The 15,642-nt window shown below is 55.9% G+C and carries 8 protein-coding genes; 7 read left to right on the top strand and 1 reads right to left on the bottom strand.

What is annotated here, in order from left to right; genetic code table 11:
- The first annotated feature begins 33 nt into the window (after positions 1–33).
- From NST26_RS24785 to NST26_RS24775, 3 genes are all read left to right on the top strand, one after another.
- Positions 34–792, top strand: coding sequence for a tRNA threonylcarbamoyladenosine dehydratase (locus tag NST26_RS24785; protein WP_340980023.1), 759 nt, complete (start codon positions 34–36; stop codon positions 790–792).
- A 193-nt stretch (positions 793–985) separates the two neighbouring features.
- Positions 986–2,287, top strand: a complete 1,302-nt coding sequence (locus tag NST26_RS24780) for an NCS2 family permease (RefSeq protein WP_209872288.1) — start codon at positions 986–988, stop codon at positions 2,285–2,287.
- Between the two features lie 210 nt (positions 2,288–2,497).
- On the top strand, positions 2,498–4,708 hold the full coding sequence (locus NST26_RS24775) for a HelD family protein (RefSeq protein ID WP_340980022.1): 2,211 nt from the start codon (positions 2,498–2,500) through the stop codon (positions 4,706–4,708).
- 455 nt (positions 4,709–5,163) lie between these two features.
- On the opposite strand, the gene NST26_RS24770 is transcribed toward NST26_RS24775, so the two are convergent.
- The gene (locus NST26_RS24770) at positions 5,164–7,179 is read right to left on the bottom strand and encodes a methyl-accepting chemotaxis protein (RefSeq protein WP_340980020.1); all 2,016 of its coding nucleotides are present in this window, start codon (positions 7,177–7,179) and stop codon (positions 5,164–5,166) included.
- Positions 7,180–7,789: 610 nt separating this feature from the next.
- On the opposite strand from NST26_RS24770, the gene NST26_RS24765 reads away from it, so the two are divergent.
- The 4 genes from NST26_RS24765 (at position 7,790) to NST26_RS24750 (ending at position 15,610) form a co-directional block, all read left to right on the top strand.
- A complete protein-coding gene (locus NST26_RS24765) occupies positions 7,790–8,080 on the top strand; it encodes a CD3324 family protein (protein ID WP_036690524.1) in 291 nt (96 codons plus the stop codon).
- Positions 8,081–8,238: 158 nt separating this feature from the next.
- Positions 8,239–9,543, top strand: a complete 1,305-nt coding sequence (locus NST26_RS24760; RefSeq protein WP_340980019.1) for a replication-associated recombination protein A — start codon at positions 8,239–8,241, stop codon at positions 9,541–9,543.
- 358 nt (positions 9,544–9,901) lie between these two features.
- Positions 9,902–12,637 (top strand): glycoside hydrolase family 9 protein, encoded by a 2,736-nt coding sequence (locus tag NST26_RS24755; protein ID WP_340980018.1) that lies wholly within the window; start codon positions 9,902–9,904, stop codon positions 12,635–12,637.
- 30 nt (positions 12,638–12,667) lie between these two features.
- Positions 12,668–15,610, top strand: coding sequence for a glycoside hydrolase family 48 protein (locus NST26_RS24750; protein ID WP_340980868.1), 2,943 nt, complete (start codon positions 12,668–12,670; stop codon positions 15,608–15,610).
- Positions 15,611–15,642 lie beyond the last annotated feature (32 nt).

The raw sequence follows: 15,642 nt of genomic DNA, 5'->3' as shown, positions 1-15,642 counted from the left end.
GTCCCGGAAGCCTTGCCCAAGGAGGCTGACATCATGCTGAATCAGTTCTCGCGTACGGAGCTGGCGATCGGGCCGGAAGGCCTGGCGATCATGAAGAACAGCACAGTAGCTGTGCTGGGGATCGGCGGAGTTGGCGCTATGGCAGCGGAAGCGTTGGCCCGGACCGGAATCGGCCGCATTATCCTGATTGATAAGGATTCGGTCGATATTACCAACATCAACCGCCAGCTCCATGCGCTGACCACGACCATCGGCCAGAACAAAACCGATCTGATGGTGGACCGCATCAAGCTGATTAATCCGGATTGCGAAGCGATTGCGCTGAATATGTTCTACACCGAAGAGACGTATGAGGAGCTGTTCAAATACAAGCTGGACTATGTGATTGACGCTTCGGATACGATTATCTATAAGATTCACCTGATCAAGGAATGTCTGGCCCGGAAGATCCCGCTGATCTCCAGCATGGGAGCGGCCAACAAGATGGACCCGACCCGCTTCCAGGTCGCCGACATCTCCAAGACTACCATGGACCCGATTGCCCGGGTGATCCGCACCAGACTGCGTAAGGAAGGCATCAAGAAGGGCGTGAAGGTGGTCTTCTCTACCGAGAAGCCTGTGAAGCCGCGCGAAGATGTGACGGAGCAGATTGTGCCTGCGAATGCGCCGGACCGGCGCAAGGCGAAGCAGCCTCCGGCCAGTACTTCTTTTGTCCCCCCTGTAGTCGGCCTGATTATGGTTAGTGTAACGGTACGGGAGTTGCTCGAAACGGGCGGCATTACATTTGAATGAATTCTATCAGGTAAAAGGGTGTGTAGCCGGCTTCCGGCTATATGCCCTTTTATTACGGTATGTTTTGGGGCCCCCCGCAAAGTACCTGAGTAAACATCGAAGCAAACCCTCACTTTGTGGGGATATTTTTACGGTATGTTTTGTGGAGAGATACTTGACATCCTATGAGAAGAACTTAAGTGGAGGTTGTTACATGAAATCGAATATTTGGCGGAATAGCGTGGGAATGGAGCCGGGCGACAACTGGAAGCAGGAATGGGCGGCCGGCATCCTGTCGTATTTCGCTTCGGTATATATTGTAATGGTTAACGCGGCGATCCTGGCAGATGCAGGCATGCCGCTGCGGGCCGGGATGGTTGCCACGCTGCTGACAGCCATCACAGGCTGCCTGCTCATGGCGTTTGGCGGCAAAACGCCGATTATCGTGGTCCCGGGCATGGGGATCAATGCCTTTTTCACCTATACGCTGGTGCATTCCATGAAGCTGGACTGGCGTGAGGCGCTGGCCGTGGTAGTGGTGACCGGGGTGCTGTTTGCCATTGTGGCCTTCACCTCGCTCTACCGCATTCTCAGCGATGCGATTCCCCATAATCTGCAGCATGCGATCACAGTTGGCATCGGACTGTTCCTGACCTTCATCGGCCTGCAAAAAAGCGGGATTGTCATTGCCCACGCCACCACCTTCGTCGCCATCGGGCATTTCAGTGATCCTGCGGTCATTACCTCGGTGGTGACGCTGCTGCTGGCGCTGGTGCTGTTCATCCGCGGCACACGCGGCGGTCTGCTGATCAGTATGCTCGTGGGCACAGGGCTTGCCTATCTGCTGGGAGCCGCTCATGCGCCGAAGAATACCGAGCCGGGACATGTGTTCAGCGGTTATGGCAGCGTGTTCGCCAGTATGGACTGGGGCGGATTCGTCAGCCTCGTCTTCTGGATTGCCGTCTTCCTGCTGCTGCTGATTGTGGTGTTTGAGAATATCGGCCTGATCGCTTCCCAGACACTGATGGCAGGACGCCCGGAACGCTTCAAAAGCAGTCTGCGGGCGCTCTCGCTCGCCAACATCGCGGCAGGTCTGTTCGGCAGCAGCCCGGTGGTCGCCGCTGCCGAATCCACCGCCGGGATTGCGGCAGGGGGACGCTCCGGCTTAACTTCACTCGTCACCGGCCTGCTGTTCGGCGCGACCTTCCTGTTCATCCCGCTGCTGGCTTATGTGCCGGACAGCGCGATTGCGCCGATTCTGATCGTGATCGGCGGGCTGATGGTGCAGAGTGTGCGCGAGATGGATCTCGGCGACATGACGGAGCTGTTTCCGGCGTTCCTGGTCATGGTGATGATTCCCTTCACCTATAGCATCGTGGACGGCATGGCGTTTGGCTTCATCACCTATCCGCTGGTGAAGCTGGCTACCGGCAAAGGCAAGGAGGTTCCTCCTGCCTTGTATGGTATTGCCGGACTGTTCATTGCGAACTTCGTGCTGCATGCGCTGATGGGCTAACAGCAAAGGCGGAAGGGGGAAGGGGGAAGCACCCCTTCCCCCTTCCGCTTGTCCTCCGCGTGGACAGCAGTTTGAAAAATATGGCTTTCCCTGCTCTGCTGTGTTATGATGGACAGCTCACATCAATTGAGGTGCATGCTTCCGGAGCGAGTTTTGCTTGGAGAGATTCAGGAAGCTAATGCCCGCAAAACTTTTAGGAGGTAACTGAAATTGGAAGACAACTTTCAAAGTGCCTATCAAGAGGAAGAAGACAGGCTGAACCACGTGCTGACAGAGATTGACTCCACCCTTGAGCGGCTGCGCTCAACACCGGTGTACACGGGACACGATTATACCGAGCAGGTGCTGGAGGATTCAAGGGAGCAGAGGCGCAAAGATCTTGCCAAGCTTAGGCAGGAGCCTTATTTCGGACGGCTTGATTTTCAGGGCAATGACGAGGAAGACCGCAAGGCACTGTATATCGGCAAAATCGGCGTAGACCGCGAGCAGGTTAGCGACCGTCCGCTTGTCATTGACTGGCGGGCACCGGTGGCAAGCCTGTTCTATTCTTTTACCGGAGGAACGGAAGCCGCCTCGTATGAAGCGCCGGAGGGGTTGATCGAAGGGCTGGTCTATCTCAAGCGCAACGTGGTGATCCGCAAGCAGATCCTGGAGAGGGTGGCGGATACGTATAACCGTGACAGCGACGCACCGGCGGTATCGGATGAATTCCTGGTCTACCGGCTGGGGGAGAACAAGGATAACCGGCTGCGGGACATCGTCTCCACGATTCAGGAGGAGCAGGACAAGATTATCCGGGCGGCCAAGAATACGGCGCTGATCATCCAGGGGGTCGCAGGAAGCGGCAAGACCACCGTTGCGCTGCACCGGCTGGCGTTCTTATTGTATCAATACAAGGAGCAGGTCTCGGCGGAGAAAATGATTATTTTCGCCCCGAACCGCATGTTCCTGGACTATATTTCGGATGTGCTGCCGGAGCTGGGTGTCGGCAATATTGCCCAGAGCACGTTCCCGGACTGGGCGGCCGGAGTGCTTGATGTCACGCTGCCGGAGCAGGATGCTTCGGAGGTCATGAGCCGCTGGTTCGAGACGGCGGGAGCAATGCCGGCCATCACGGAAGAGACCCCCGGGCGCTTCAAAGGCTCAACGGTGCTGATGAGCGTCATTGAATCCAGCGTCAAGCTGCTGGAGACCAGTGCTGTGCCGGAGGGCGATTTCAGTCCTTGGGACGGGGCGGTGCTGAGCCGCCAGGTGATTCTGCGCTGGCACAATGAGGAATACGCACCGTATCCTCCGGCGAAGCGCAAGGAGCGCGTCATGGCGCGGCTTCACCGCTGGATCGAGATGGAGCTGAAGAAGAGCCCTTCAGCGGCTGCGCTGAAGGAGCGCAAGAAGAAGGGCGCGGCCCGCGAGAAGGCCTACAGCGCCAAGTGGCCGAAATACGAGCCGCTCGCCATCTATAAGCAGATCTTCCGGGCGGCGAAAGTGCCGGAGGACTGGCCGGCGGCAGCACCGGAGGAGATTCCGCCATCCGTGCTGAAGGAGACCGTCAAAGAGCTGAAGAAGGGGATTCTGCGCGAGGAGGATCTTCCTCCGCTGCTCTATATCCATTATCTGCTGAACGGCAATGAGGGTACGGAACGCTTTGACCATATCGTGATTGATGAAGCGCAGGATTTCTCGCCGTTCCAGATTGCCGTACTGGATCTGTATGTGAAGGGGCATTCCTTCACCATTCTGGGTGACCTGTCGCAGGGCATCCACGCCTACAAGGGAGTACATGCCTGGAGAGAGATGCAGACGCTGTTTGCCGAAGAATACACCGCATACCATGCACTGACCCGAAGCTACCGCTCAACGATGGAGATCATCGAGTTTGCCAATGGCATTTTGTCTGCGGGCGTGGGCAGTGAGCTGCTGGCAGTTCCGGTCTTCCGCAGCGGGAATCCTGTGCGGCTGATCTCCTATGAGGAGGATGTGCTGCCGGGAGCGGCGGCGGCTGCATCGGCGGATCAACGGCTCAGCGCGGTCAAGAGCGCGCTGGCGCAGCTCTCCGGGCGCGAATACCGCACGGTGGCGGTATTGACCCGCAGCCTGCGGGAAGCCTCTCTACTGTACGCTGAGCTCGCCACGCAGTTCGAGGATCTTCATCTGATTGACGGCAGCATCACGGAATATCGCGGCGGCTTGTCGATTCTCCCCGTCTACTTGTCCAAGGGACTGGAGTTCGATGCCGTCATTCTGGCAGACGCAGACAGCGCCCATTATGGAGCGGCGGCCTGGGATGCGAAGCTGATGTATGTGGGCTGCACACGTGCCCTGCATGAGCTGTGGCTACTGCGGGGCGGCGAATTGCCGCCTTACGTTCAACTGAACGCAGAGGAGAGCATCTCCGGCTGGCCGGAGCCAGAGGTACAATAGGCCGAGAGAGACAGCGTCAAGCGGTCCCGGAAACCGAACCAGCGGCAATCCGTCTACGATCCGGTACAACAGCTCCGGCGGTTTGGCGAAACAGATCCGCCGAACCGCCGATGCGCCGCCAAAACCGCCGAACCGCCGAACCACCGATGCGTCAATAAGCGCAAAGGCAAGTCGGGCTCTTTACGGACCGTAGCGCCCTTATTCTCAGGAAAACGCCACTTTTTGGGCTGTAACGGACCGTAGCGCCTTTATTGTCTCAGCAATCGATGCTTATGAACCGAATATCGGCTGATAAGGGCCATGGTGTCCGTAACTTTGCCAAATCATGACCTTCATCCGAAATAAGCGCTACTCAGTCCGTAACGGCCGGCGGAGTTGCCCTGATGGAAGACAAAAAGCAGCGATTCTCCTTTATTGGAGGATCGCTGCTTTGCATTGTGGGCGGTTCTGTATGATTAAGCCTTATCCTTCGCATCGAACTGGAAGCGCTCCACCTGTCCCTGCATATCCGCAGCCATGCCGGAGAGTGCCGCTGCGGAGGAGGTGATCTCCTCCATCGAAGCAAGCTGCTCCTCGGTAGCTGCGGTTACGCTCTGGAAGGAGTCGAGCGCCGCCCGGGCGATGGTGGCCATCTCTTGGACGGAGGCGGCTACTTGGGAGCTGCTGGCCGACATTTGCTCCGTAATGGCCGACACCTCATGGATCTGCTCGCCGACCTGCCGGGTGGACTGCTCAATCTGCCGGAAGGCTTCGCCCGCCTCCAGAGTAAGCGCCATGCCCTGCTCCACATCCTCTGCCACCTTATGCTTCATCACATCATAAGCGCTGGCGATCAGGCCCACCATCTCGGAGATGGTCTCCTGAATCTGCCCGGCACTGCTATTCGTAGCCTCCGAGAGCTTGCGCACTTCACCCGCCACTACGGCGAAGCCCCGGCCGTGTTCACCGGCCCGGGCCGCCTCGATGCCGGCATTCAGCGACAGGAGATTGGTCTGCTTGGCAATGGCGGAGATCGCCGTGCTGGTCTCAGCCACTCTGGTGCTTAAGCCGTTAAGCTCAGCGATCAGGGTGCCGGACTGCTGTACCGATTCGCGGATCGTTTTCATCTGCTCCCCCACCTCCTGCATTCTGGAGCTGCCGGTCGAGACATCCGTTTCCGTAAGTATAGCGGCGCTCACAATCGCCTCTGAAGCGGAAGCGATTTTCTGGATGCCGGTGGACATCTCCTCCATCGTTGTAGCGACTTCGGCGGAAGCATAAGCCTGGGTCTCCACGCCCCGGGTGGATTCCTCCACCAGCTCCGTCACATACTCGACTGCCTTGCTGTTCTCGGCCGTGCTGGCTGTGAGCTGTTCACTGGCAGCGGCGAGCTGGCCGGAGGTCTCGGCAACCTCCTGCACCATGGTGCGCAGCGAAGAGACCATTTCATTATAATTGCCGGCAAGCTGACCGATCTCGTCCCTGCGGCTGGTCTGGACGAATTCATCCAGATACCCTTCGCTTACCCGTTTGGCCGAACGGTTCAGGCGTTCTACCGGCCCGGTTATCCGGCGGATAATCAGGAAGGTAATTACCGCAGCAAGCAGCAGCGCAACCACGAGAACGATAGCTGATTTGTACAGAATCGGGTAGACCGCCTTCGTATATTCACTCTCTGGAAGCACTCCGGCCAAGGTGAAGCCGGTCAGCTCATTGGTAATGTAGTATCCGTCCATTTGCGTATCGGCTGCAGCATCCTTGTAGGATATTTTACCCGCCGGGCCTTGCTTGATTCCTGCTGTCATTGCGCCTGTGGCTTCCGAAGCAATCTCCATGGCAGGGTGGTAGATCACCTTGTTATTGCCGTCCAGGATGAAGACATATCCGCTATCGCCCAGACTGACATTCTTCGCCAGCTCCATAAGCTCCTTCATGCTGATGCTGATCGTAACAGCCCCCTTGCCGTCCGGAAAAGCCTTGGAGATCGGCAGAATGTAGCTGTTCGTTACTTTGGAGAAAATGGGATCGATCACCGATGTTGTCTCCGGGGTCTTAAGTGCATCTATGTACCAGTCGCGTACGCGGGGATCATAATTGTCCAGCTTGGAATCCGGCGCGAACATGTATTTCCCGTCCTCGTTGCCTATCGCCACGATATCTACCTCAGGATGCTCCAGCTTGAAGTTGTCGATCAGCTTGCGCAGCTGTGGAGAATTGTTCGTTAGCCCCGCGCTGCTCATCTCGTATGCCAGCTCATTCACTCCGGCGCTCTCCAGCAGAATCAGCTGCGACAGTGTTTTATCCAGGAGGTGGATGCTGGAGCGTGTGGTGTCTTCCATTTTGGAGCGCAGAGCCGATTCTGAGGTTTGTGTCGATATGGCCACCAGAGCCAGCGAGGGCAGTACAATGGCTGTAATGATAAGCAGCATCAGTTCAGTTCTGAGCTTCGTGATACGGAATAGGCGCTTTAGGGGGTTTTTCGGTGTTGGCATGGAAGTTCCTCCTGAATTTCTGAATGGATGGACGTTAAAATTTATTTCCATATCTCGAAGTAACTAGATATTTTAATATATATTTCGACAGGGATCGACTAAATAATTAGTTTTTCGTCAAAAAATGTACTACAATATTTCTGCAATTCTCCCTCTTTCCAAAAGAGTTCGCGTGCCAGCCTTCAGGTGGAGAACGATTATAACTATTCTTGAACTTGTAACCCGGTGCGGCCTGTGGCTTAATAATAAGTGTCCGGCCGGGCAAGATTACTTCTGGAAGGAGGCTGAAGATATGTTTTCAGAATACGAGGTGGTTTCCGTCTAAGACGGAGACCTGTTAAACGGGAGGCCGCGAGGCCTCCTTATGTATAATGAGCGAACACGAGCGGATATGTAATTCCGGTTACTACAATATAAAGAATGACACTGACCAACCACTGACAGACCGCTGATCCATAATGAATGTAGACGATAACCGCAGGGTTTAATATAATGAATTTAGATGATTTACCAAATTTGAGGAGAAGAAAGGAGGCAGGTGGAATGATTATTCAGAACAGTACAGTGATCGGACTGAACGGAATACACCTGTTGAAGGAGGAAATTGAACGTGAGTTACGTCAATGGAAAGGATGTGCTCCCCCCGGGGCTGCTCGAAGAGCTGCAGGGATACATACAGGGTGAGCTGTTATACATCCCGAAGAAAGCGGAAGAACGGGTAAGATGGGGCGAGAACAGCGGCTCCCGGCAAGAGATTGCTGCCCGCAACGAAGAGATCTTCTGTAGTCACAGCAGCGGCTGCTCGGTGAACGAGCTGCAGAAGAGATATCACTTATCTGAAGAAAGCATCCGCAAGATCATTTCAAAAATGCGGCAAACGCGGCTGGCGATGAACCGCTAGTCTGGAACGGATACGAGTTCTAATTATAGAACAAAGAGCATGGCTCCCGCCGGTGGCGGCGGGGTCATGCTCTTTTTAACGTTTGGGACAGGTATGGTATGATAGGAGAAGTGTATGTATTCTATTGAAATCTTAGATGATAGCAAGGAAGTGTAAGGATGGATTTATTCTCGCAGGGTGAAGACAACGGGAGCGGACGGCTGCTGGCAGACCGGATGCGGCCCGGCAATCTGGATGAATATATCGGACAGGAGCATATTGTAGGCAAGGGCAAGCTGCTGCGCAGAGCGATTGAAGCGGACCAGGTCTCTTCCATCCTGCTGTACGGGCCTCCGGGCTGCGGCAAAACCACTCTGGCCCATATCATATCGCATCACACCCAAGGTGAATTCGTGCGGTTGAATGCGGTGGAGGCTTCGGTGAAGGATGTGCGGGAGGTCATTGAACGCGCACAGAGCAATAAGGCGCTGTACGGCTCGAAGACGATTCTGTTCCTGGATGAAGTACACCGCTTCAACAGCTCCCGCCAGGATGCGCTGCTGCCGGCCGTGGAGAAGGGGACGATTACCTTCATCGGTGCGACCACAGAGAATCCGTTCCATTATGTGAACGGGGCCTTGATGAGCCGCTCGACCTTGTTCCAGCTGGAGTCCCTGACCAGCGGGCATAGCCTGATTGCGATGAAGCGGGCGCTTGCTGACGATCAGCGGGGGCTCGGCTTCATGGATCTGAAGGCAGACGAAGACGCGCTGCTGCATATCGCCGCGATGGCGAACGGCGATATCCGCCGAGCCTTGAATGCTCTGGAGCTGGCGGCGATGACTACGGCGCCGGAGCGTGACGGCAGCGTGCACATTACACTTGCGGTGGCGGAGGAGTCGATCCGCCGCCCGATTGTCAAAGCGGACGAGTCAACACAGTACGATGTGCTGTCCGCTTTTCACAAAAGCATTCGCGGCTCCAGCGACGCCGCCCTGTTCTGGTTCCTCTACGCGGTGGAGAAGCTGGGAATGGACCCGATGACCTTCATCCGCCGCCTGATCGCGGCCAGCAGTGAGGATATCGGCCTGGCGAACCCGCAGGCGATGGTCCAGGCGGTCAGTGCGCTGGATGCCTACCGTAATAACGGCTGGCCGGAGGCAAAGCTGAATATCGCGCAGGCGATTCTGTTCGCCGTAGAGAGTCCGAAATCAGACGGGGTAGTGACCGCTATCGCCAACGTCATGAACAGTCTGGAGGATCTGAAGTCGGCCGAGGTGCCGCTGCATTTGCGGGATACACACTATAAAGGTGCGGCCCAGCTGGGCCATGAGGGCTACCAGTACCCGCACAATTTTCCCGGCCATTATGTGAAGCAGGACTATCTGCCGAAGGCAATCTCCCGCAAGATCTTCTATCAGGCCACCGAGCAGGGCAACGAGGCGAAGATCCGCCATAACCAGCAGCTGCGGCGCGGGCAATAGGGCTTCGAAGAAAGCTCGCTCTGTCTGCTCCAGCCAACTGTACATTTTACAAACAGAGAGCAGTCATTCTCCATAACTGGAGGAGGCTGCTCTTTTTGACGCTGTAAATATGATAAAAATGGAAATATTTTGACAAAAAACCGGTATTCTCAGAAAAACATAATGTAAATATATAGAATTAATTTACTGTATGTGGTATATGTGTAGGTAAGGGTATTTTACCTTAATTTGTAATATGGAGGTGGTAAATGGAACGTGCTCAAATACTATGTCTAATTATGGACACTGGGGAGGTATTTGTGCGTGCCTGAGTCCTGAAGGACTGAACAAGCAAGAAAACGAAGGGAGATGAGTAAGGATGAGTCAAAGTAAACGGAAGACCGGCTGTATCGCTTCACTAAGCCTGATGTTAGCCTTCACCATTGGTTCAGGGACGGCTGTCCGCCCGTCTGTCACCGAAGCGGCAACCGCCGGATTTAATTATGCAGAGGCACTGCAGAAATCGATTTATTTCTACGAGGCCCAGCGTTCGGGTGAGCTGCCGGCGGACAACCGCGTGGAATGGAGAGGCGACTCGGGGCTGCAGGATGGTGCCGATGTCGGCCATGACCTGACGGGTGGCTGGTATGACGCAGGGGATCATGTCAAATTCGGCTTTCCGATGGCGTACACCGCGACTATGCTGGCATGGTCGGTCTATGAATACGAGGATGGTTACGTGCAGTCCGGGCAGCTGGATGAGATTCTGGACAATATCCGCTGGGCCACAGACTATTTTGTGAAAGCGCATACTGCACCGAATGAGCTGTGGGGCCAGGTGGGTAACGGCACGGCGGACCATAACTGGTGGGGACCGGCGGAGGTCATGCCTATGGCGCGCCCGGCTTACAAGATTGATGCTGCACATCCCGGCTCGGACCTGGCTGGTGAGACTGCCGCCGCCCTTGCCTCGGCTTCCATTATTTTCAGGGATTCAGATGCCGCCTATGCGGACAAGCTCCTGCTGCATGCCAAGCAATTATACAATTTTGCCGATACGTACCGGGGAGCTTACTCCGATACCATCACTGACGCCAAGCAGTATTACAATTCGTGGAGTAGTTACGCGGATGAGTTAAGCTGGGGCGGTATCTGGCTATACCTGGCGACCGGTGAGCAGACCTATCTCGATAAGGCGATTGCCGCCAGTGATCTGTGGGGCACCAACCAGGCTGGTGACTGGGGCTACCAATGGACCCAATCCTGGGATGACAAGCATTATGGTGCGCAGCTCCTGCTGTCCCGCATCACCGAGGACCCGAAGTTTATCCAGTCCACGGAACGCAATATGCAGTTCTGGACGACCGGGGTGAACGGCACCTCTGACCGGGTAGCGTATACTCCAGGCGGGCTGGCCCATCTGGATCAATGGGGGGCGCTGCGGTATGCAGCCAACCATGCTTTTCTTGCTTTTGTCTATGCAGACTGGGTTACTGATCCGGTGAAAAAAAATACCGCCCAGGCCTTCGCTGAACGCCAGATTAACTATATGCTGGGCGATAATCCGCGGAGCAGCAGCTATGTCATTGGCTTCGGCGCGAATGCACCTGAGCATCCTCACCACCGCACCTCACACGGCTCCTGGAGCGACAGCCAGACCACTCCGGCCAACCACCGGCATGTGCTCTACGGCGCGCTCGTTGGCGGCCCCTCCAAGACCGATGCTTACACCGATGCGATCAGCGATTATGTGTCTAATGAAGTTGCAACCGATTACAATTCAGCCTTTACCGGCTCTCTGGCCCGGATGATGATGCTCCACGGGCAGGGGCAGAGCCCGCTTGCGAACTTCCCGCCGGCCGAAACGCGTGAGGATGAGATGTTCACGGAGACTTCTGTGAATGCCAGCGGCAGCAATTTTGTGGAGATCCGCGCGGTTCTCAATAACCGTTCGGCATGGCCTGCCCGCTCCAGCAGCCAGCTGTCCTTCAACTACTATCTGGACATCAGTGAGGCTGTTGCCGCAGGATATGGCCCCGGCGATATCACCGTCAAGGCAGGCGGCTATAACCAGGGAGCCACCGTCTCGCAGCTGCTGCCTTACGATGAAGCGAACCATATCTACTATACCAAAGTAGATTTCTCCGGCACCCCGATCTATCCGGGAGGACAGTCTGCTTACCGCAAGGAAGTACAGTTCCGGATTGCCGGACCGCTGAATACTACCTTCTGGGACAACAGCAATGACTTCTCCTTCAAGGGAGTGGCTGCGAATGCTTCAGCGGCAACGAAGAACCCGTATATCCCGGTATACGATGCAGGTGTAAAAGTGTACGGCGAGCTGCCTTCCGGCGGCGGAACACCGGGTGAACCGCAGGTTCCGACCCGTCCGTCCGGCCTTCAGGCCGTACCCGGCAATGCCAGCGTAGCCTTGAGCTGGAACGCAGTCAGCGGTGCAACCAAGTATACGGTCAAGCGCTCTCTGGTGAGCGGCGGACCGTACACTACAGTGGGTACGGCAACCGCAGCGGTCTACAATGACAGCGGGCTGACCAATGGTGTGGACTATTATTATGTGGTGACTGCAACGAACAGTGTAGGCGAGAGTACAGCGTCTGCCCAGGTGACTGCCAAGCCGCGCGAGATTACTGTGCCTGCCGGCGCTCTGCGTGTGCAGTACCGCACCAATGACACAAGTCCCGGGGATTCCCAGATCCGCAGCCAGTTCCGGATTGTCAATACGGGAACCGAGGCCATTCCGCTCAGCGGCCTGAAGCTGCGCTATTATTACACCGTGGACGGTGACAAGCCGCAGGAATTCCACTGTGATTACGCCCAAGTCGGCAGCGGCAATGTGAGCGGAACCTTTGGGAAGCTGAGTACGCCTGTGGCACTGGCTGATTCGTATTTGGAGATTTCTTTTGCCGCAGGGGCAGGAAGTTTGGCTCCGGGAGCAGACAGCGGGGAGATTCAGGTGCGCTTCAACAAGTCGGATTGGACCAATTACAATGAGAGCAATGACTATTCGTATGGAGGAAGCCAAGCAAGCTTCGCGAATTGGGATAAAGTCACGCTGTACCGTGCAGGAACACTTGTCTGGGGCCTCGCACCCTAAACCATACCAGAGAGGAAGTATGCCGAAATGATGAAGCTAAGTTCATTTAAGAAACCGCTTTCTATCGCGCTGAGTGCTGTCCTCACCTTGTCTCTCACCAGCGGGATCATCAATTTCCATCCGGGAACCGCCAAGGCGGAATCGGTGGAGAAGACCAGATTTCTGCAATTGTATGACCAGCTGAAGGACCCGGCCAGCGGGTATTTCTCGGCTGAAGGTATCCCGTATCATGCGGTAGAGACCCTGCTCAGCGAGGCGCCCAACTATGGGCATATGACTACCTCCGAGGCCTATAGCTACTGGATGTGGCTTGAAGTGCTGTACGGCCATAACACCGGGGACTGGAGCAAGCTCGAATCAGCCTGGGACAACATGGAGAAATACATTATTCCGATTAATGAAGGCGACGGCGTGCAGGAGCAGCCGACCATGAGCAGCTACAACCCGAACAGCCCGGCCACCTACGCCTCAGAGCTCCCTCAGCCGGATCAGTATCCAAGCGCACTGAACGGCAAGTATACCCCGGGGAAGGACCCGCTCGATGCAGAGCTGAAGTCCACCTATGGCAATAACCAGACTTATCTGATGCACTGGCTGGTGGATGTGGACAACTGGTATGGCTTCGGCAACCTGCTGAACCCTACCCATACCGCCAGTTATGTGAACACCTTCCAGCGCGGAGTGCAGGAATCGGTCTGGGAAGCAGTAGGCCACCCCTCACAGGATAACAAAACGTTCGGTAAAGCCAATGAAGGCTTTATGAGCTTGTTCACCAAGGAAAATAGCGTACCTTCAGCACAATGGCGTTACACTAACGCTACGGATGCCGATGCACGCGCTGTGCAAGCCATGTATTGGGCTAAGGATCTTGGCTATACCAATATGGTCTATCTGAACAAAGCCAAAAAAATGGGCGATTTCCTGCGTTACGGCATGTACGACAAGTATTTCCAAAAGATCGGCAGTGCTGCTAACGGTTCGCCGCAGCCGGGAACCGGTAAGGATTCCAGCCAATACCTGCTGGCCTGGTATACGGCCTGGGGCGGTGGTCTCGGAACCGGCGGGGACTGGGCCTGGAGAATTGGCGCCAGCCATGCGCACCAGGGGTATCAGAATGTGGTTGCAGCCTATGCGCTGTCCACCGCAGCTGGAGGGCTGATTCCGTCATCGGCAACAGCTGGAACGGATTGGGGTAAATCGCTGACCCGCCAGCTTGAATTCTACAACTGGCTGCAATCCGCCGAAGGGGCGATTGCGGGCGGGGCTACCAACAGCTACGGCGGCTCGTATAGCGCTTATCCAGCCGGCAAAAGCACCTTCTACGGCATGGCCTACGAAGAGGCCCCTGTGTATCATGACCCGCCGTCCAACAACTGGTTCGGGATGCAGTCCTGGAGTATGGAGCGGATGGCTGAGCTGTACTACATCCTGGCTTCCAGCGGGGATACCAGCTCAGACAATTTCAAAATGGCCAAACGGGTCATTGAGAACTGGATTAACTGGTCCAAGGATTATGTCTTTGCAGACAGCCGTCCGGTATCGGATGCTGCGGGCTATTATCTGGATCAGCAGGGCAACCGGATTCTGGGCGGAACCAATGCGCAGGTTGCCACTGTTCCCGCACCTGGCGAGTTCTGGCTTCCAGGCAATGTGGAGTGGTCCGGCCAGCCGAATACCTGGAGCAGCTTCAGCTCGTTCAACGGCAACAGCGGCCTGAAAGCTGTAACCAAAGATCCGGGACAGGATGCCGGAGTGCTGGGCAGCTATGTCAAAGCGCTCACCTTCTTCGCTGCAGGCACTAAGGCGGAGCACGGCAGCTACACCGCGCTTGGCGGAACAGCTTCACAACTGGCCAAGTCTCTGCTGGATACCGCGTGGGGCTACAATGACGGTCTGGGCATTACGACACTTGAGAAGCGTGCGGATTATTTCCGTTTCTTCACCAAAGAGGTATACTTCCCAGCGGGCTGGACAGGTACCTTCGGCCAAGGAAATACCATACCGGGCAACGCTACCGTACCTTCTGATCCGGCCAAGGGTGGAAATGGAGTGTATGCCAGCTACACCGATGTTCTCCCGGATATCAAAAATGATCCCAAGTGGAGTTATCTTGAAGACAAATACAATACCTCCTACAACAAAACCACCAAGACTTGGGAGGGTGGCGCACCTGAGTTCACCTATCACCGCTTCTGGTCTCAGGTGGACATGGCTACGGCCTATGCCGAGTATGACCGGCTGATTAATAACGGCAGCGGCCCTATGCCAACAGCTACCCCTACAACCACGCCAACGGCTACACCGACAGCAACACCGACAACAGTGCCAACAGCCACACCGACAGTCGCACCGACAGCTACACCGACAACAGTGCCAACCGCTACACCGACAGTCGCACCGACAGCTACACCGACAACAGTGCCAACGGCTACACCGACAGTCGCACCAACGTCTACGCCGACAACAGTGCCAACGCCTACCCCAACAGTCGCACCAACCGCTACGCCTGCCGTAGGGAATCTGGTTGTTCAATACCGTACAACCGATACGAACGCCACAGACCCGCAGTTCCGTCCGCAGCTGCGGATTGTCAATAACGGGACCACAGCGGTAGACCTCAGCAAGGTTAAGGTACGGTATTACTACACGATTGACGGCGAGCGGGCACAGCAGTTCAATGTCGATTATGCGGCTCTCGGCGGCAGCAATGTGCTGGGCAGCTTCGTGAAGCTTGAGCCTGCAGTTACAGGAGCGGACCACTATGTGGAGATTTCCTTTAGTGCGGGCGCGGGCAGTCTTGCTCCGGGTGCGAATACCGGCGAGATTCAACTGCGCGTTAACAAGACCGACTGGAGCAATTACAATGAGGCTGACGATTACTCCTATGATGCAACCAAAACGTCTTTCACAGACTGGAACCGGGTGCCGCTGTATCTGAACGGTGTACTGGTCTGGGGCGTTCAGCCGCAATAGGGCTGAAGCCTTGTGAGTCAGCCCCGGTGTGA

The sequence above is a fragment of the Paenibacillus sp. FSL R7-0128 genome, assembly GCF_038002245.1.
Taxonomy (GTDB): domain Bacteria; phylum Bacillota; class Bacilli; order Paenibacillales; family Paenibacillaceae; genus Paenibacillus_AQ; species Paenibacillus_AQ silagei.
The sequence above is the reverse complement of the archived record's forward strand: the minus strand, read 5'-3'. Positions and strand labels throughout refer to the sequence as shown.